At 65.1% G+C, this 18,047-nt stretch carries 16 protein-coding genes; 5 read left to right on the top strand and 11 right to left on the bottom strand.

Translation table 11 applies throughout. The features are described 5' to 3' along the window. Positions 1-63: 63 nt before the first annotated feature. On the bottom strand, positions 64-906 hold the full coding sequence (locus P0D96_RS09445) for a LysR family transcriptional regulator (RefSeq protein WP_408313144.1): 843 nt from the start codon (positions 904-906) through the stop codon (positions 64-66). 173 nt (positions 907-1,079) lie between these two features. On the opposite strand from P0D96_RS09445, the gene P0D96_RS09440 reads away from it, so the two are divergent. After that, complete coding sequence (locus P0D96_RS09440; RefSeq protein WP_408313141.1) at positions 1,080-1,784, top strand: SDR family NAD(P)-dependent oxidoreductase; 705 nt, start codon at positions 1,080-1,082, stop codon at positions 1,782-1,784. A gap of 80 nt (positions 1,785-1,864) precedes the next feature. On the opposite strand, the gene P0D96_RS09435 is transcribed toward P0D96_RS09440, so the two are convergent. The 9 genes from P0D96_RS09435 to P0D96_RS09395 form a co-directional block, all read right to left on the bottom strand. After that, the gene (locus P0D96_RS09435; protein WP_408175489.1) at positions 1,865-2,218 is read right to left on the bottom strand and encodes a RidA family protein; all 354 of its coding nucleotides are present in this window, start codon (positions 2,216-2,218) and stop codon (positions 1,865-1,867) included. 80 nt (positions 2,219-2,298) lie between these two features. Next, a complete protein-coding gene (locus P0D96_RS09430) occupies positions 2,299-3,471 on the bottom strand; it encodes an NAD(P)/FAD-dependent oxidoreductase (protein ID WP_408313138.1) in 1,173 nt (390 codons plus the stop codon). Beyond that, entirely contained in the window at positions 3,464-4,882 is a 1,419-nt protein-coding gene (locus tag P0D96_RS09425) for an FAD-dependent oxidoreductase (RefSeq protein WP_408313136.1), read from the bottom strand. The genes P0D96_RS09430 and P0D96_RS09425 overlap by 8 nt, the downstream gene beginning before the upstream one ends. Continuing rightward, positions 4,872-5,252 (bottom strand): (2Fe-2S)-binding protein, encoded by a 381-nt coding sequence (locus P0D96_RS09420; protein WP_408286686.1) that lies wholly within the window; start codon positions 5,250-5,252, stop codon positions 4,872-4,874. Before P0D96_RS09420 ends, P0D96_RS09425 begins: the two co-directional genes overlap by 11 nt. Positions 5,253-5,259: 7 nt before the next feature. Next, on the bottom strand, positions 5,260-6,408 hold the full coding sequence (locus tag P0D96_RS09415; RefSeq protein WP_408286684.1) for an NAD(P)/FAD-dependent oxidoreductase: 1,149 nt from the start codon (positions 6,406-6,408) through the stop codon (positions 5,260-5,262). Beyond that, positions 6,405-7,202 carry an ABC transporter permease gene (locus P0D96_RS09410; protein WP_132374704.1) on the bottom strand — a complete coding sequence of 266 codons (798 nt, stop codon included), beginning with the start codon at positions 7,200-7,202 and terminating at the stop codon, positions 6,405-6,407. The genes P0D96_RS09415 and P0D96_RS09410 overlap by 4 nt, the downstream gene beginning before the upstream one ends. Positions 7,203-7,218: 16 nt before the next feature. Then, positions 7,219-8,091 (bottom strand): ABC transporter permease, encoded by an 873-nt coding sequence (locus P0D96_RS09405; RefSeq protein ID WP_132374703.1) that lies wholly within the window; start codon positions 8,089-8,091, stop codon positions 7,219-7,221. Next, a complete protein-coding gene (locus P0D96_RS09400) occupies positions 8,078-9,157 on the bottom strand; it encodes an ABC transporter ATP-binding protein (protein ID WP_408286683.1) in 1,080 nt (359 codons plus the stop codon). Before P0D96_RS09400 ends, P0D96_RS09405 begins: the two co-directional genes overlap by 14 nt. Before the next feature lie 57 nt (positions 9,158-9,214). Next, a complete protein-coding gene (locus P0D96_RS09395; RefSeq protein WP_408313133.1) occupies positions 9,215-10,282 on the bottom strand; it encodes an ABC transporter substrate-binding protein in 1,068 nt (355 codons plus the stop codon). Between the two features lie 157 nt (positions 10,283-10,439). Here P0D96_RS09395 and P0D96_RS09390 point away from each other — a divergent pair, with 157 nt between their 5' ends. Both P0D96_RS09390 and P0D96_RS09385 read left to right on the top strand, forming a co-directional pair. Continuing rightward, entirely contained in the window at positions 10,440-11,408 is a 969-nt protein-coding gene (locus P0D96_RS09390; RefSeq protein WP_132374701.1) for a LysR substrate-binding domain-containing protein, read from the top strand. A gap of 201 nt (positions 11,409-11,609) precedes the next feature. Then, positions 11,610-12,290 (top strand): alpha/beta hydrolase, encoded by a 681-nt coding sequence (locus P0D96_RS09385; protein WP_408313130.1) that lies wholly within the window; start codon positions 11,610-11,612, stop codon positions 12,288-12,290. Positions 12,291-12,410: 120 nt separating this feature from the next. Here P0D96_RS09385 and P0D96_RS09380 read toward each other — a convergent pair whose 3' ends face one another. After that, positions 12,411-12,698 carry a hypothetical protein gene (locus P0D96_RS09380; protein ID WP_106283485.1) on the bottom strand — a complete coding sequence of 96 codons (288 nt, stop codon included), beginning with the start codon at positions 12,696-12,698 and terminating at the stop codon, positions 12,411-12,413. Positions 12,699-13,149: 451 nt separating this feature from the next. Here P0D96_RS09380 and P0D96_RS09375 point away from each other — a divergent pair, with 451 nt between their 5' ends. Both P0D96_RS09375 and P0D96_RS09370 read left to right on the top strand, forming a co-directional pair. Further along, positions 13,150-16,569, top strand: coding sequence for a DUF2339 domain-containing protein (locus tag P0D96_RS09375; RefSeq protein WP_408313127.1), 3,420 nt, complete (start codon positions 13,150-13,152; stop codon positions 16,567-16,569). Continuing rightward, positions 16,566-18,032 (top strand): DUF3999 domain-containing protein, encoded by a 1,467-nt coding sequence (locus tag P0D96_RS09370; RefSeq protein ID WP_408313125.1) that lies wholly within the window; start codon positions 16,566-16,568, stop codon positions 18,030-18,032. Before P0D96_RS09375 ends, P0D96_RS09370 begins: the two co-directional genes overlap by 4 nt. Positions 18,033-18,047: the final 15 nt, after the last annotated feature.

Genomic DNA, 18,047 nt, shown 5'->3' with positions numbered 1-18,047 from the left:
CAGAACGGCACGTGCTGACGGCACACGCTAAGAACCAACTGCCGAAACCAACGATGAACAGGGTCATTCTAAACGAGGATGCCACATCTGAGAAATCGTAAAGCCATCAGTCGCCACAGGAAGCTCGAAAACGTAGACGGACGCGGCGTGCTGAGCGTTCGCGAACGATGCAGGCAGGAGCGCAACCAGATCGGACGCGCGCGCCACCGCCAACGCGGCGGGAAAGCTGGGCACGACCGCTACGGTCGTTCGTTCCAACCCTAACAGGGCAACCGCAGCGTCGAGAGATTCAATTATCTGGCGACCGTGCGGAGCGACTACGTGGCCAAACGCTGCGTATTGCTCGGTAGTCACTTGCTGTTTCATGTCGAGGGGATGCCCCTTTCTGACAACGGCGACGTAGCGGTCTCGAAACAATGCCCGGACGCGTATTTCAGGTCCCATTTCCTCCAGGACACCAATCTCGAGATCGGCCGAACCATTTCGAAGATACTCCGCACTCTTTTCCGATTTGGACGAGAAGTGCAAACGCACAAGTGGCGCCACTGCAGTCACTTCAGCAATCAAGGGTGCACCGAGGGCTTCCACGAAAGCTTCATTGGCACGAATCCGAAAGGTTCTACGCAACGTTGAAAAATCTGTCGCCGCCGGCGACGGATGGAGCAAGGCGCGCGCCTCAAGAACAGTATTGTGTGTCTGCTCACGAATCTCCTCGGCATACGGCGTCAGCACCATATGGCGCCCGGCGCGGACCAACAATGGATCGCCGGTCGCAGCACGAAGGCGAGTCAGCGTGCGGCTCATTGCTGAGGCACTCAGATGCAGCGACCGGGCAGCGCGCGTCACGTTTTTCTCGGTCAGCAACGCATCGAGCGCGAAAAGTAGATTGAGGTCCGGTTCAGGCATCGCTTGATCGTAGTCAGCAAGGTGAGATAGGGCGTCCGATGCATATATTAGATGCATTCAGCGCGGCTTCCGCCATCGCCAATGAACCGCTACATTGGTTTGCGTGATTGACCCCGGAGGATCGCTCCCGTCACGTTCAGATTCGAGAGCGGCTTTGCTTATCGAGGATGCCAATGCAAAACACACTTTCGCAGAAAACCGTTCTCTTGATCGGCGCCTCGCGCGGCCTTGGCCTGGCGATGGTTGAGGAGTATCTGAAGCGCGGCTACCGAGTCATCGCCACCGCACGAGCGGCCTCCACAGATAAGCTTCGGCACGTCGCGGAAGCGTCTGCTGGCGCGCTCGAAGTAGAGACTGTCGATATCACGATTCCAGAGCAGGTCGCAGCTCTGCGCGCCCGCCTCGAAGGTCGGCATATCGATGTGCTTTTCGTGAATGCCGGTGTCAAAAACGACGATGGTGAAACGATAGCGGACGTCTCGACCGAAGAATTTATACGGGTGATGGTAACGAACTCGCTGAGTCCCATGAGGGTCATTGACGCGCTTCAAGACCTCGTCCCGCCGACTGGAACGATCGGTGTCATGTCGTCGGGGCAGGGCAGTATCACCAATGCTACTAGCGCGAATTATGAAGTCTACAGAGGGAGCAAGGCCGCGCTGAATATGTTCATGCGTACCTTCGCGGCGCGCAGCGCGAGTTATCCGCGCAGCCTCCTGACCATGGCGCCTGGATGGGTCCGGACAGACATGGGCGGCCCGACGGCGCGCCTGACGATCGAAGAAAGCATTCCGAACCTGGTTAATACGATCGAGGCTTATGAGGGGCGCCCCGGCTTGTACTACCTCGACTATCTCGGAAGGCCCGTGCCTTGGTGACGGGCCGCTTGCAAACTTGCGCCGCCGCACGCGGTACATCAGTGCAGATGTGATTACCTCGGACGCGCTAACGGCACCTCTCAACCAAGCGCCACGACCGCGATCTCGACGAGCAGCTCGGGCGCGGCAAGCTTCGCTTGCACCGTCGCGCGCGCCGGTGCGTGACCTTGCGGAACCCACGCATCCCAAACCTCGTTCATGCCTGCGAAATCGCGGGCGATGTCCGCGAGCCAGACTTGCGCGGAAACGAGGCGCGTCTTGTCGATGCCGGCCTTCTCCAGATAGCCGTCGATCTTTTCCAGCACCTTCGCGGTCTGGAGTTTCACGTCAGCGGTGTGATCGGCGGAAGTCTGGCCGCCGACGAACACGAGGCCGCCGGCTTTGACGACGCGGCTCATACGTTGGTTGGTTTCGATACGAACGATATCGGTCATGACAATCTCTCCACTTGAACGCGAATGAAATCGCCGCGCGCTTCGACCGAAGGCGCGACGGAGCAAAAAAATAAAACCGGTTAGTGCGTCACGAGATGCGAAGCGCCCGTGCGGGAAGCCGCCGCGTCGCGGCCAAAGCGATCGATGGCAAACGCATCGAGCGAAATGGACGGCGCGCCGCCCAGCATCAGTTCGGACACGAGCTTGCCGCAACCCGGCCCGAGCTGAAAGCCGCTGCCGCAATAGCCGAACGAGTAATACAGATTCGACGCCTGGCGGCTCGCGGAAATCACCGGCAGTTCATCTTCCGTAAAAGCTTCGACACCGGCCCAAGCGCGGTTCACGCCGAGATTGCGCAGATGAGGAAACAGATCGGTCACGGTCCGCGCACTGCGCACGAGGCGGGCGAAGTCGACTTCGCCGTGACGATTCGCCAGATCCGCGATGCCGATCAGTTTGCCGCCGATTACTACGGTGCCGTTGTCGAACTGCTTGAAGGACAACGGCCGGCCCGTTGCGCCGAGCGTCGCGTGGCAGAAGGGCGCGACGCGCTGCGTGACCATCAGCATCAAACCTTCGGCATGCACCGGCACAGGCTCGCCGACCTGCTTCGCCAATTCGCCGGACCATGCGCCCGCGGTGACGAGCAGCTGGTTCGCGCTGAACGTGCCATGCGGCGTGACGGCGAACCATCTGGTGCCGCGCTGCTCGATACGGCGCACCGGCGTACCTTCCAGAAAACGCGCGCCGAGCCGCTGCGCGGCGAGTCGGAACGCCGTCGTGGTTCGATAAGGCAGCGCGTAACCGTCGCGCTCGACCCAGATGCCGCCCGTGAGATGCCGCGCCAGCGCCGGTTCGAGTTCGAGCACGCTTTCGCGGTCGATCACCTTCTCGTGCGTGAATCCATGCGATTCGAGCAGCGCGACCCGCTGGCGGCACGCTTCGAGTTCGTCATCCGTTTCGGCGATCTTCAACTGACCGGAAGCAACGAAGCCGCCAGTCTCGCCGAGCAATTCGCTCATGCCGTGCCAGATTTCCCGCGACATCAGCGCGAGCGGAATTTCAGGCAACGGACGGCCCAGCGTGCGCACGCCGCCCGCGTTCACGCCCGACGAATGACGCGCGACATAATCGGCTTCGAGCACGATCACCTTCACGCCGCGCCGCGCCAGGTAGAACGCGCTGCTCGTGCCGTGCAGGCCGCCGCCGACCACGAGGACATCGGCTTCCTGGATGTCGGTCGGGTCACTCACCGGCGAGTTCTCCGAGCGTGAGCGGCTTGATCGGCGGACGGATGCGGTAATAGCCGACTTCGGCGGGCGAGACGCGGCGCGCATCGGCGATCACTTCCGTCACCGTGAGGCCGCACATGCGTCCCTGACACGGACCCATGCCGCAGCGTCCGAACGACTTTGCCTGATTCGGTCCGACGCAGCCGAGCTCGACGAACTCGCGCAACTCGCCCGCGGTGACTTCCTCGCAACGGCAGACGATGGTCTCGTCGCGCGGAATGCGGTTGATGTCGCGCGGACGATACAGGCTGTCGAGAAAAGGCCGGATGCGCATGACGCCCGCGAGCGCGCGGCGATGCGCGAGAGCTTCGGCATCGCGCGACTCGGACGTGATCGCGCCGAGCTGCGCAGCCGCCGCGAGACCCGCGAGCGTGCCCTGCAAGGCTGCCGCCTGCGCGCCGCCGATGCCCGCGCCATCGCCCGCGACAAAGATGCCGGGCACCTCCAGTTCGCCCCACGCATCGACTTTCGGCGTGAAGCACAGTTGTGCGTCGTCCCAGCGGTGCGAGGCGCGCAGCGCTTGCGTGAATTGCGTGTTCGGCACGACGCCCTGATGCAGCAGGATCACATCGGCTTCGAGACGATGCGCCGTGCCTTGCGTCGTGAAGTGAAGCGCGGCGGCGCGCTCGATATGATCCGTGCCGATCCGTGCTTCCACGCGCAGATCGTCGGCTGCCTCGAAGATCGGCACGTTCGCTTCGCGCAGCGTGCGGATCAGTTGCAAGCCTTTGCTCAGGAACGGCCACGCGCGCAGCGCCGCCAGCATGTGACGCTTGGCGCGCCAGCGGTCTTCGTGACGCGTGGTGTCGACCAGCGCGCGGATCGGTACGCCGGCGCGCACGTATTGCCAGCCGAGCAGATACAGCAGCGGCCCGCAGCCGGCGAGCACCGGCGGCGCGGCGGGCACTTCGCCCGCGCTCTTCAACAGGATCTGCGCCGCGCCCGCTGTCAGCACGCCGGGCAGCGTCCAGCCGGGAATCGGAAAGGGCCGCTCCAGCGCGCCGCTGGCGAGAATCACGCGTTGCGCGTCGAAGCTGCCGATCTTGCCGTCCTGCAGATAATTGACGCCGCGCTCGCGAGTAACCTGCCACACGCTCGCGTTCGTCAGGTGGCGCGCACCGGAGGCGGCGAACGCTTCGGCGACAGCCGCACCCGCCGCGTAGTCCGGCCCGAGAATCTCCTTGCGGCGCGCATCGGCGCGGCCGATGGCGCGATAGATCTGGCCGCCCACGGCGTCCTGTTCGTCGATCAGCACGGTCGTGAGGCCGGCGCGCGCCGCGCGCGTCGCCGCGCTCATGCCGGCGGGACCGGCGCCGACCACGACGACGTCGACGGCTTCGGAAGCGAAATCGGATGCGAAATCAGCGGTCATGGGCGTTCTCCAGCGGTGCGTCGGTCGCGGCAGTCGCGCCGAAGTGCGGCAGATCGCGCGCGCCTTCCTGCGAGCGGATTCGCATGCCGGCCTTGACTTCGACCATGCAGGCCTGGCGGCTCGGCATGCCGTCGATCTCGACGAGGCATTCGAAGCACGCGCCCATCATGCAGAAAGGCCCGCGCGGTGCGCCGGATACAGGCGTCGCACGAAACCGCGACACGCCTGCGGCGAGCAGGGCCGCCGCTACCGAGCAGCCGCCCGGCACGGACAGCGGCTGATCGTTGAACCAGATGGCGACGTTCGTGGCGGCCGCGCCTTGCACGCCCGGCAGCGGCTTGAAAAGCGTGTGAGTCGATTGAGTAGTCATGTCGAATTCAATGAGCGGGAGTCAGTTCTCCGGCGTGCTCGAAGCGGCGCGCGGAGAAGTGGGGCAGTTCCTCGGGCATCGGCGCGCCCATGATCCACGGCGCGACGCGCAGCGCATGCGCGGCCGCCAGCGTCACGCCGCTATGGCAGGTGACGACGAACGCGCCGGGGTGCCCCTCGGAGTGGTCGTAGATCGGAAAACCGTCGGGGCTATAGACACGCAACGCGGCCCACATGCGCACGAGCCGCACGTGCTGCAACATCGGGAACGCGCGCACGCCGCGCCGGGCGATGTCGGCAAGCACGTGCGTGGTGGTGAAATCGTTGAAGCCGACTTCTTCCATTGAATCGCCGAACTGCACGCTGCCTTCGTCGGTCTGGCGCACGTTGAGCGTCGGATAGTCGAGAAACCGCGCGACACGCTCGCTCACCAGCACCTGTCCGCGATTGGGCGCGACCGGCGCGTCGAGCCCGACGAACGGCGCGAGCGCGCGATTGCCGAGGCCCGCGGCGAGCACGACCCGCGCGGCGCGATAGGTCCCGTGCTTTCCGTGCACGACGAAGCCCTGCGCTTGCGGTTCGATGCGCTCCGCGCGTTCGCCCGACACGAGCCGCACGCCTCGCGCCTGCATGGCGGTATGCAGGCCGCGCAGGAGCTTGAGCGGATTCACGTGACCGTCCATCGGCGAATAGCTCGCGCCGATCACCGCGGGGCCGATTTGCGGAATGCGCGCGCGGACTTCGGTGGCGTCGAGCATCTGATACGGGTAATCGCCCAGTTCGGCTTGCAGCGTCGAGAGGCGCTTGTCGCGTTCAGCGAGTTCGTTGTCGTTGAAGCAGAAGTGAAAGCCGCCGGGTTGACGCAACGCCACGTCCACGCCCGTTTCCTTCTGCAGCGCTTCGGCGAGTCCCGGCCAGCGCGTGGCCGAACTGCGCGACCAGCGTGCATAAGGCGACAGGCCATAGCCCTTGCCCTGAATCCAGACGAGGCCGAAATTGCCGCGCGACGCGCGAAAGCCGCCGTCGTCCTCGTCGAGCACGGTCACGCGCGCGCCTTCGCGGGCAAGGCCGTAGGCCACGGCCGAACCGACGAGGCCGCCGCCCACAACCACCACATCCGCCGGGACGCTGGGGCTGGCGCTACTAGTCAATGTCATCGGGTTTCTCCGATCAGAATGCGATCCAGTCCGACCATGCGGTCGAGCAGGACCATCAGGAGGACCGTGCCGACGATCAGCACCGCCGACACCGAAGCGACCAGCGGATCGATCGTCTGCGCGATCTGGTTGTACATGGCGACGGGCAGCGTGGTGGTGCCGGGCGTCGCGACGAAGATGGTCATGGTCAGTTCGTCGAAACTCTGGATGAACGAGAGCACCCAGCCGCCCGCCACGCCGGTGCGGATCATCGGCAGGACCACGCGGCGAAACGCGGTGAAGCGGCTCGCGCCACAGGAGAGCGCGGCGCGTTCGGCGTCGCGATCGAGCCCGACGGCCGACGACAGCGCGAGCCGCAACGCATACGGCAGCACGATGATGACGTGCGCGCAGACCAGCGACCAGAACGATCCCGACAGATGCAGCAGCGACAGAAAGCGCAGGAACGCGATGCCGAGCACGACTGCGGGAATCATCATCGGCGAAAGGAAGAAGCTCGTGAGCGCGGCGCGGCCCGGGAAGCGATAGCGCGCGATCGCCAGCGCGGCGGGCACCGCGAGCAGCACGCCGATGCTCGCCGCCGCGAACGCGAGCCGCACCGACAGCCAGAAGGCCGCCACGATGTCGCCGTTCTCGATGATCGCGCGGAACCAGCGCAGCGACGCGCCATCGAACGGCATCGAGATGAAGCCCTTGTCGGTGAAAGCCACCAGCATCACCACCGCGAGCGGCGCGAGGATGAAGGTCAGAAAGAACGCGTTGTAGACGAGCCCGAGAATGCCGTTCTGTTTCATGATCGCTGTCTCCCGCTCAATCGAAGATGTGCTGGAAGCGGCGCTCGGCGAGGCGGCTGCAGCCCATCACGATCGCCACGTTGGCGATCAGCAGCAGCACGGCGATGCTTGCGCCGAGCGGCCAGTTGAGCGTGCCGAGGAACTCGTCGTAGGCGGCGGTGGCGACCACCTTGAGGCGCCGGCCGCCGATCAATGCCGGCGTGGCGAACGCCGATGCCGACAACGCGAACACGATGATCGAGCCCGACAGCACCCCCGGCATGATCTGCGGCAGCACCACGCGGCGGAACACCGCGAACGGCGAGCCGCCGAGCGAGCGGCCGGCCCATTCGACTTGCGGATCGAGCTTCTGCATGGTCGCCCAGACCGACATCACCATGAAGGGCACCAGCACGTGCGTGAGCGCGATGATCATGCCGGTCATCGTGAAGACGAGGCGGATGGGTTCGTCGGTGACGTGCAGCGTCTGGAGCAAGTTGTTCAGCACGCCGTTGTTGCCGAGCAGAATCTGCCAGCCGAGCGTGCGCACCACTACGGAGATGAGCAGCGGCCCGAGCACGATCAACAGACACAGCGACTGCCACGGACGCTTCATGCGCGCGAGCACGATGGTCTCCGGCACGCCGAGCACGATGGACAGCAGCGTGACGGCGAAGGCGAGGCCGGCGGTGCGCAGGAAGATCGTGCCGTAGTACGGGTCGCTGACGACTTCCCAGTAGTTCGCGAGCGTATAAGCAGCAGTGACGCCCGCCGTATCGCTGAAGACGCGGAACGACAGCATCAGCGTGAGCAGCAGCGGCACCAGCAACAAGCCGACGAAGAGCAGCAGCGCGGGCCCCGACAGCAGCCACGGCGCGGCGCCGGGACGGGCGTCGTCAAGCGTGGCCATGAGCGCTCTCCGGATTGTCTTGCGTGAGTACGCGCAGGTCGTCGTCGGTCCACGCGAGACCGACTTCGTGGCCTTCCTCGGGCGGCGGCGCGCCGTGATTCGGTTGCGCGACGCGCAACTTGCCGAGTTCGGTGTCGACTTCGAGCAGCCATTGATTGCCGACAAAGACACGCGTCGCGATGCGGCCGCGCACGCGCGCATCGCCATTGGCCAGATGAACCTTTTCCGGGCGGATATAGACGTTCACCGTGCCGTCGACGTGACGGCCTTCGTGCGGCACATGCAGCGTCGTGCCCGCCACGTCGATTTCCGCGCAGCGCGGGTTGCGGCGCAGCACTTCGCCGGAAAACGCGTTGGTGCGCCCGAGAAACGTCGATGCAAACGGCGTGGCGGGACGCTCGTACGCGTCATACGGCGTGCTGAGCTGCGCAATGGCGCCGCGATGCATCACTGCGATGCGGTCGCTCATGGTCATCGCTTCGACCTGATCGTGCGTGACGAGAATCGTCGTGATGCCGAGGCGCTTCTGGATCGCGCGCAATTCGATGTGCATCTCCTCGCGCAGCTTGGCGTCGAGGTTGGACATCGGTTCGTCGAGCAGCAGCAGTTCCGGCTGCATCGCGATGGCGCGCGCGATCGCCACACGCTGACGCTGGCCGCCCGACAGTTCCTTCGGATAGCGGTGGCCGAGGCCCTTCAGACGCACGAGCGAGAGCGCTTCGGCGACGCGCTCATCGCGCTCCTTGCGCCTGACCTTGCGCATCTCCAGTCCGAAGCCGACGTTGCCCGCCACCGTCATGTGCGGAAACAGCGCATAGCTCTGGAACACCACGCCGATGCCGCGCTTCTCGGGACGCTCGTTGGTGATGTCGCGGCCATCGAGCAGAATGCGGCCCGTCGTCGGCGTGATGAAGCCCGCGACCATTTGCAGCGTGGTGGTCTTGCCGCAGCCGGAGGGTCCGAGCAGCGACAGCAGCTCGCCGCGTTCGACGGCCAGATCGAGTCGATCGACCGCCGTGAAATCGCCGTAGCGTTTCGAGATGCCTTGCAGAGTCAGGAAGGCCATGCGCCTCGCTCCTTCATCAGATCGCGCGCCGCGCGAGGAACCTGCTGGTGCCGCACTTCAGCGTTCGACCGAACGGTTCCAGCGCTCGGTCCATTCGGTCCGATGCTGGTTGATCGTGGCCCAGTCCATTGCGGTCAGCTTCGAGATCTGCTCGGGACCGTAGGGCACGCGCGCGGCGATCTCAGGCGTGAGCTTGACGGTCTTGTTGACCGGACCCAGACCGATGCCTTGCGCCTGCAGTGCCTGCACTTCCGGGCTCAACAGGTACTGCACGAACTGCTGCGACAACTGCGGCTGCGCGTTCTCCGCGATCGCGCAGGCCGCCACCTGCAACGCGACCGCGCCTTCCTTCGGGTAGATGAACTTGAGCGGGAAGCCGGTGTTCTGCAAGGCGACCGCGCGGCCGCTGCCGTAGGGCGCGAGGATCACGTCGCCGGACTGCATCTGGCCGTCCATCTCGCCGGGCGTCGGCGCCCAGGACAGCACGTTCGGCGCGACTTGTCGGGTCATCGCGGTGAAGCCGGGATCGATGTTCTTCTCGCCGCCGCCGGACAGACGCGCGAGCATCACGAGCGTATGCAGACCATAGGTATTGGTGATCGGCGGCACGCCGAGTTTGCCCTTGATGCGGCTGTCGGTGAGCGCCTTCCACGAGTCGGGCGGCGGCAGGCCGGCCTTTTTGAAGGCCTCCTCGTTATAGCCGATGCCGGTTGCCACCATGCCGACGCCGATCGCGCTCGGCCCCAGCTTCGCGAGCGGGTAGAGATCTTTCATCACGGGCGCGTCGTCGAGCTTCGCGCACAGGTTCAGTTGCATCGCCTGGTACATGGGACCATCGTCCATGACCGCGACGTTGATCTGCTGATGGCCTTTCTGCGCCTGCAGCTTGGCGAGCGTATCGCTCGAATTGCCCGCGACGTAGACGATCTTGACGTTATGCGCCTTCTCGAACGGCGGGATGATTTTCTGCCGGTAGAGCTGCTCGTTCGAGCCGCCGACGTTGGCGACATAGAGCGTCGTTTCGGCCTGCGCGAAGAGCGGAGCGGCGAGGGCGCAGGCGCATAAAAGCGCCGCGAAGGCAGGGTGGGACGGGGCGGACAGGCGGCGATGCAACGCTCTTCTCATGACGACGATCTCCAGTTCCGGTGTGGGGAGGCGGGCTTCGCTGCCCGTCGTTGGAATGCAGTGTCGCGCCGGCTGGTCATGTCGTCCAATACGAATAAAATACCTATCTATGCATGGATGATATGGGTTGCAGGACGTCGTCTAAGGGAGAATACGGATGAATCTCAAGCACATCGAGGCGTTCCGCGCGGTGATGGTGTCGGGGTCGATGACCGCTGCGGCCAAGGCGCTCTTCACGTCGCAGCCGAACGTGAGCCGTCTGATCGCGCAACTCGAACGCGACACGGGGCTGCAACTTTTTCAGCGCAGCGGCGTGCGGCTGATTCCGACGAGCGAGGGCGAAGCGTTCTTTCGCGAAGTCGAACGCGCGTTTGTCGGCTTGCAGGGGTTGGCGAATGCCGCGGCGCAGATTCGCAATCTCGGCAGCGGGCGTCTGCGCATCGCGGCGATGCCCTCGGCGGGCATGACGCTGGTGCCGCATGCCATCAAGCGGTTTGTCGAACTGTTTCCGGATGTCACCGTGTCGCTGCACGTGAATACGTCGGGCACGGTCAATCATTGGACGGCGTCGCAGTTTTGCGATCTCGGCGTCGCGGTGTATGTCAGCGAGGCGTCCGATTGCGAGGTCGAACAGCTGGCGGACGTGGCTGCCGTGTGCGTGATGCCGGCGGCGCATCGGCTGGCGGCGAAGCGCAGCATCAAGCCGGAGGATCTGGAAGGCGAGTCGTTCATCTCGCTGTGTCACGGCGACGGCACGCGCGCCTTGATGGACGAAGTGTTCCAGCGCGCGGGCGTGCAGCGTGTCATGGCGATCGAGGCGCAATACACCGCGATGTGCTGCGAGATGGTTCGTCACGGCATGGGCGTGACGCTCGCGCATCCGATCGTCGCGCGCGACTTCGCCGGGCCGGAAATCGCGATTCGCCCATTCCTGCCGGCCACGCGCTTTCAGACCTATCTGCTGTTTCCTCCGCACAGGCCGCGAGAGCGGCTGGCGTCGGCGTTCGTCGAGGTCTTGCGAGCGCTGCACGAGGAACTGCTCGCTGAGGTCGTGGCGCCGGCGCGGAGCGCGGCGGGACGCGGGCGGGCGCGGTCGCGGGCGGAGGCGGGAGGAGACAGGCTTTGAATCGAACAGCCTGCAATTGACAACCGGAGGATCACGGCGCTTTGGAAGAAACAGGAGGCGAGCCGTGCTCGCGCCGTACTTTGATGACTGGGCACGATGACAATCGAGATGACTGGTGTACCTTGTCTAACTTGGCGGTATATCCTCCCTGTACTCATTCCGATCCTCTGAACGTTTTCTGAAACCGAGTAATCGCGATACATGAACGAGCAACCGTCCACCATCGAAATTGAAAGTGCGCCGAATCCCAGGTTCGCCGTGATCCTGATGCACGGTCTCGGCGCCGACGCCAACGACTTCGTGTCGCTCGTGCCCGAACTGCGTCTCGCCGATGCGCCCGCCGTACGCTTCGTATTTCCCAATGCGCCGGAGATTGCCGTTACCGCAAACAACGGCTACGTGATGCGCGCGTGGTATGACATCCGGTCGTTTCAGAGCATCAATGAGCAAGTCGACGAAGCGGGTATCGAATTGTCTTGCGCAACCGTGCGGCATTTGATCGAAGCGCAGAACCGGCGAGGCATTCCGACTTCGAACATCTTTCTCGCGGGTTTTTCGCAAGGCGCGGCGATGACCTATTCAGCGGGGCTGACGCACCCTGAGACACTTGCCGGCTTGATCGTGCTGTCGGGTTATGTGCCGTCGCCGGGCTTTATCGACAGCCGCTTGAGCGCTGCGAACCGTGGCACGCCGATCTTTGCCGCGCATGGCATGTACGACGACGTGTTGCCGATCCAGTTAGGCGAGGCCGCGCGCGACTTTGCGATCACGCGAGGTTGCAAGGTCGACTGGAGCGCGTATCCGATGCCGCATTCAGTGTGCGGGGAGGAGATATCGGCGCTGCGCACCTGGCTCGCCACAATTCTCGCAGCGTCGTCCTGAAGGGTGTAGGCGTTGGACCTTCTCCTTCGCACCGTCTATTCGCAGAAGAAAACCCCGTTGAATCCGTGGACTGACAGGGTTCCGTTTTTCGGCGCTACCGGCGGCGCGGTCTGGCCGGGCTCAGGCGTCCGGCGTTTGCGCAGGCGCTTGCGTGCCCGGCAGGTCCGCTTGCGCGGCGCCTTCGAGAAAGCGGCGGGTCGATTCGAACGCCTGCAGCATCGGCTCGGGCCACGGCGTTTGCAGCATGACCGCCTGATGGTTTTCGAAGGCCGACGACAACAGCTTCGCCAGCTCAGGCGAGCGCAGATGACGCAGCAGCACGCTAACCGCAATCGCCGTGGCCTGGCTCGCGCCGGCCGTCTGGAGTTCCGAAGCGGTGAGGGCCGCGACCTGTTTGTTGATGTCCACTGCAACTTCCTTGGATGAGATGTGGGAGATGGATGGCCCGATGGCCGGTGCCGAATTTTGACATGGTTGGCCGCTCGTCGTGAGCAGCCGGCGGTGCGAGTCTATATTGACGACCTCACGCAGGCCGAGCGTTACCCGTATGAGATGCTTTCCGGTAATGGCCATTGCCACAGTTTGCTAATTCGCCGGCTGAATTAATCGGGGTATTCGCTAGCGCGGCTTGCGCGGCTGCGGGAATCAATTCGCTGGGTATCAATGGCGGAATGTCGTAGGAAAAATCATTAAGCATCGTTGCATATTCGCTATTCACCGCGTTGTTGGCTCGAAAGCGCGATTTGCATGGTATTCTGCGCGCCGATTTTCGCCGTATCGTTGACGTAGTACTCGCGGATTAATCCGTGCGTGACCAAACAGATCTCGCTACAGAACACAATAAAAAGGTGGGGGTGCGATGAGCGTGATATTGACCGTGCTTGGCGCGGTGGTCGGCATGCTGGCCGCCTTATCGAACGATTTTTCGATCAGCCTCGGTGCACTGCTGGGCGCCGTGGCCGGTTTCGCGTTTTCGCGTCTGCTGCAAAAGAAGTCGTCGGGTGCCGCGACGGAATCTGCTGCCAAAGCGGCCGCGAGTGATAGCTGGAATTCTCCGGGTGAACTGGCGGCGCGCGTCGAGCGGCTCGAACGCGAGATCGTCGTGTTGCGCGGCGAGATTCGTCAGTTGCGTGCGGGCGGCGTCGAGGGCGCTACGGATACCACTACGCAGGCCGCCGATAGTGCGGCGTTCAAGCCGCGGCCAGCGGACGCCGCGTCGAATCCTTACGCGATCCCGCCTGCAAATGAGCAGACGGCACGTCCGCAGCCTGCGGTGCTGACGATGCAACTCGCTGCCGCGCGCTCACCGACAAGCGCCGAAGCCAGCGTGCCGGCCTCCCAGAGTGCGGCGCGCACAGCCGGCGCACCCGGCACTCCAAGCACGCCAGGGGCACCAGGCGCACCAGGCGCCACACCGGCCACCTCGACCGCACCACTGGTTTCAGCCCAGCCGACAACGTCAGCGCCGCTGCCTCCCGTACCACCTTCACCACCCGCGCCCCCGCGTGGCCCCGGTCTCACCGAACGTCTCTTCAAAGCGGGCCGCGACTGGCTTCTAGGTGGCAACACGGTCGTGCGCGTCGGCATCATCGTGCTGTTTTTCGGCATTGCCTTCCTGCTCAAATACGCGGCCGACAACAGCCTGCTGCCGATCGAATTCCGCCTCGCCGGTGTAGCGCTCGCCGCGACGGCCTTGCTCATGCTCGGCTGGCGTATCGGCGAGCGACGCGGTGCGTACGGTCTGATCCTGCAAGGCGGCGGCGTCGGCGCGCTGTATCTGACCGTGTTCGCGGCCACGAGGCTTTACCACTTGCTACCGGCGGGCGCAGCCTTGCCGCTGATGGTCGCGATCTGCGCGCTCAGCGCGTTTCTGGCGGTGCGGCAGAACGCTTCGTCGCTGGCCTTCATGGGCAGCGCGGGCGGTTTTCTCGCGCCGGTGTTGCTGTCGACGGGCGGCGGCAGTCATGTGATGCTGTTCAGCTACTACGCGCTGCTCAACGCGGGCATCTTCGCGATCGCCTGGTTCAAGGCGTGGCGCCCGTTGAATCTGCTCGGTTTCGTATTCACGTTTTCGATCGGCGCCGCGTGGGGCGTGATGGCCTACCGCCCCGAGCTGCTCGCGAGCACCGAGCCGTTCCTGATTCTGTTTTTCCTGATGTACGTCGGCATCGCGCTGCTCTACGCGGTACGGCGCGAAATCGCGCTCAAGCATTACGTCGACGGCACGCTGGTGTTCGGCACGCCGCTGGTGGCGATCGGCCTGCAAGCCGCGCTGATGAAGAACACCGAGTTCGGCCTGGCGTGGAGCGCGGTGGCGCTGGCCGCGTTCTATCTTGCGATCGCGGGCTGGCTCTCGCGGCGCCGTGAACGCCTCGGCATGATGTTCGAGGCGATGCTCGCGCTGGCGGTGATCTTCGCCACGCTCGCCGTGCCGCTCGCGTTCAGCGGACCGACGACGAGCGCGACCTGGGCCATCGAAGGCGCGGCGATCACCTGGCTCGCCGTGCGTCAGCGGCGCCTGAGCGCGTTTGGCTTCGGCCTGCTGTTGCAACTGGCGGCGGCGGGCGCCTACGCGATCGGCACGATCACGCAGAGCCCTGACGCGAGCGTCTGGCCGGTCCTGAACGGCGCCTACATCGCGTCCGTGCTGATCGCGCTCGCGGGCATCTTCACGGGATGGCGTTTGCACGGCCGCAGCGAAGCAGGCGAGTGGCACCTGTGGATGCCGCAGATCGGTCTCGTCGCCAGCGTGTGGGGTTTGTTGTGGTGGACCTTCGGTGGCCTGTACGAAATCCATGCGTACACGAGCGCTCATCCTGGCTACGGCCACGCCCGTTTCGACACCGCGGCCGTCGCGCTCTTCGCCGTGCTGACGGCGTGGCTCGCTCACGGCGCGCGCCGCGCGCTGCGCTGGCCGCTTGCCGAATTGCCGGCGCTGGCGCTCGTGCCGGTCCTCGCGCTGCTGACTGCGGAGCTTTTCACGTTGGGCATGGCGCCGGTGAGCGGCTACGGCTGGCTGGTCTGCGCGCTCGCAGCGCTCTCGGCGTATGGGTTGTTGTGGCGTCAGCAGCGCGACGTCAGCGATATCCTGCTCGCGCCGCTGCATACGCTGATGTTCTGGACGGCCGGCGCGCTTGCCGCGCTCGAAGGCTACTGGGGATTGCGGGCCTACGTGCCCGAAGGCGCGTGGAGCTGGAGCGCGTGGGCGTACGGCTTCGGCGTGCTGCTGCTGTTGCTGGCGGGCGCCGGCCATCGTCTGCGCTGGCCGGTCGCGCGCTTCATGCAGGCGTATCAGGTGTGGGCCGCGGCGCCGCTCGCCGTCCTGCTGTGGGCGTGGAGTATCGCGAGCGTGACGAGCGACGGCAGCGCCGCGCCGCTCGTGTGGTTGCCGATCCTCAATCCGCTCGACGTCGCGCAGATCCTCGTGTTCGTCGCCTGCGCGGTATGGCTGCGCAGACTACGCGCATTGGGTGTGCAATGGCATCCGCGCGCCTTCGATTACCTGGTGCTCGCCACGCTGTTTCTATGGTTCAACGCGCTGCTTTTGCGCACGCTGCATCATCACTTTCACGCGGCGTACGATGTCGATGCGGTGCTCGCGTCGTTCAGTCTGCAGCAGGTGTTTCTGGTCGGCTGGAGCGCGTTTGCTTTTGCCGGGTTGTGGCTCGCGCGCCGCGACAGTATCGTGCGGCTGTGCGCGATCGCCTCGACGCCACTCGTGCTGGTGATGTGGATATGGACGTTCTTTGCGAACCTGACGCAGGACGGCGGCACATGGGCGCGTCTGCCGTTGCTCAATCCGCTCGACCTGGTGCAGGCGCTGATATTCGCGCTGGCGGCGTTCTGGCTCGTGCGGATTCACCGGCTCGGCGTGCCGATCGGCGAATATCGCGTGCCGTTGCAGGTGGCGGCCGGCGCGACCGGATTCTTCTGGCTGAACGCCATGCTGCTGCGTACGCTGCATCATTGGACGGGAGTGCCGTACCAGCTCGAGACCATGTCACACTCGATGCTCGTGCAGGCGTCAATATCGGTATTCTGGACCGTGTGCGCGCTTGCCATGATGATCTGGGCGACGCGCCGCGCGAGCCGGATCTTCTGGTTCATCGGCGGCGCGCTGCTGGCGGTGACCGTGGTCAAGCTGTTCCTGTTCGACCTGTCTCACGTGACCGGAATCGAGCGGATCGTTTCGTTTATCGGCATCGGGTTGATGTTGTTGCTGATCGGCTACTTCTCGCCGTTACCGCCTAAGGCTCTGGTCGTGGAAACTAAGCAATGAAGCGTGTCTTTACATTGACCGGCTGGTGTTTTGCGATCGTGGCGACGTGGGCGTCCGCGTCCGCGTCCGCAGTCGCGGCCGACGACTTCGCGCAGCATTTTGCGCTGCAACTCGACGAGGGCGCCGCGTACTACAGCGTGACGTTGCCGGCAACTGTCTACGCGGCAAGCCAGCGTCACGATCTCGGCGACGTGCGCGTCTTCAACGGCACCGGCGAACCCGTGCCGTACTCACTCGATGCGCCGCGCGAGCCTGCCCGCACACCGCCCACGCTGCGTCCGGTGCGCTGGTTTCCGTTGCCGCCCGCGGCCTCCGGCAGTTCCGGCGCGCCGCTCGGCGTGACGATCGCGGCCGACGGTTCGCTGCGCGCGACCTCGGCTCCGCCCTCCCGCGCGCAACACGACACCGACCTGATCGACCTCGGACGCGCGTCGCGTACCAGCCGCGTGAGCGCGTTGCTCGTGCACCTGCGCGACGACAATTACCAGGGGCGCGTCACGGTCGAAGCGAGCGACGACTTGCGGCACTGGCAACCCGCCGGCGATGCGCAACTTCTCAAGGTCAGCTACAACGGCAGCACGCTGAGTCAGGACCGGATCGAACTGGACGGCATGCGGGCGCGTTACCTGCGTTTGCGCTGGCTCGACGGCGCGCCGTATGTCGAGTCGTTGGACATGGAGATACAGGCGCTGGCCGCGGACGCCGCGCAACGCGCGGAGCGGACGTGGCGCGACGGCATCGTCGCGCACGCGGGGCCGAAACCCGGCGAGTATTTCTTCAGCACCGGCGGCCCGTATCCCATCGACCGGTTGCGCCTGAATCTGCCTCAGCCGAATACCGTTGCGCCTGCGGTCGTCTATTCGCGAGCGGGGCTGGATACGCCGTGGCGCGAAGTCGCGGGCGCGACATTGTTCCGCCTGCACAACGGCGACGTGGAGCAAAGCAATCCTTCGCTCGAATTGACGCCCGACACGGATCGTCAATGGCGCGTGGTGGTCGACCCGCGCAACGGCGGACTCGGCAGCGGGACACTGACCATTGCCGCGGGCTGGCGTCCGGCGACGCTGACGTTCGTCGCGCGTGGGACCGCGCCGTTCACGTTGGCGGTGGGTAGTGCGACGACGGTGTCCTCGGCGGTGACCCGTGACGAGCTGTTGATGGGTGCCTCCGCGGTCCCCGCGACGGCGCGCCTGGGTGATGCGCTGTCACCGGAGCAGGCCGCGAGGGCGCAATCCGCGAAGGATCCGGATGCGATGCGCCGCTACTTGCTATGGGCGGCGCTGCTACTGGCAGTCGGTTCGCTCGCGGCGATCGCGTGGCGGCTCGCGCGTGGTGCTCATGCGCAGGCGGGCGTTACGCCCGTTGGCGCACCTGGCGCGTCGGAAGGGTCCGGGGTAGCGAGCGCGGCGGCTAGCGATCCCGGCGCGGGCGACGCGAACGGGCAGGGCGAGCGCAAAAGCTGAATTCAGCGCCCGCAT

Origin of the sequence: Paraburkholderia sp. RL17-347-BIC-D, from assembly GCF_046027915.1 — a bacterium.
Taxonomy (GTDB): Bacteria; Pseudomonadota; Gammaproteobacteria; order Burkholderiales; family Burkholderiaceae; genus Paraburkholderia.
This window is presented reverse-complemented; position numbering and strand designations above follow the sequence as displayed.

Coding starts and splice junctions, on each gene's coding strand:
- P0D96_RS09445 (WP_408313144.1), bottom strand. CDS start 906: ATGCCTGAACCGGACCTCAATCTACTTTTCGCGCTCGATGCGTTGCTG.
- P0D96_RS09440 (WP_408313141.1), top strand. CDS start 1,080: ATGCAAAACACACTTTCGCAGAAAACCGTTCTCTTGATCGGCGCCTCG.
- P0D96_RS09435 (WP_408175489.1), bottom strand. CDS start 2,218: ATGACCGATATCGTTCGTATCGAAACCAACCAACGTATGAGCCGCGTC.
- P0D96_RS09425 (WP_408313136.1), bottom strand. CDS start 4,882: ATGACCGCTGATTTCGCATCCGATTTCGCTTCCGAAGCCGTCGACGTC.
- P0D96_RS09420 (WP_408286686.1), bottom strand. CDS start 5,252: ATGACTACTCAATCGACTCACACGCTTTTCAAGCCGCTGCCGGGCGTG.
- P0D96_RS09415 (WP_408286684.1), bottom strand. CDS start 6,408: ATGACATTGACTAGTAGCGCCAGCCCCAGCGTCCCGGCGGATGTGGTG.
- P0D96_RS09410 (WP_132374704.1), bottom strand. CDS start 7,202: ATGAAACAGAACGGCATTCTCGGGCTCGTCTACAACGCGTTCTTTCTG.
- P0D96_RS09405 (WP_132374703.1), bottom strand. CDS start 8,091: ATGGCCACGCTTGACGACGCCCGTCCCGGCGCCGCGCCGTGGCTGCTG.
- P0D96_RS09400 (WP_408286683.1), bottom strand. CDS start 9,157: ATGGCCTTCCTGACTCTGCAAGGCATCTCGAAACGCTACGGCGATTTC.
- P0D96_RS09395 (WP_408313133.1), bottom strand. CDS start 10,282: ATGAGAAGAGCGTTGCATCGCCGCCTGTCCGCCCCGTCCCACCCTGCC.
- P0D96_RS09390 (WP_132374701.1), top strand. CDS start 10,440: ATGAATCTCAAGCACATCGAGGCGTTCCGCGCGGTGATGGTGTCGGGG.
- P0D96_RS09385 (WP_408313130.1), top strand. CDS start 11,610: ATGAACGAGCAACCGTCCACCATCGAAATTGAAAGTGCGCCGAATCCC.
- P0D96_RS09375 (WP_408313127.1), top strand. CDS start 13,150: ATGAGCGTGATATTGACCGTGCTTGGCGCGGTGGTCGGCATGCTGGCC.
- P0D96_RS09370 (WP_408313125.1), top strand. CDS start 16,566: ATGAAGCGTGTCTTTACATTGACCGGCTGGTGTTTTGCGATCGTGGCG.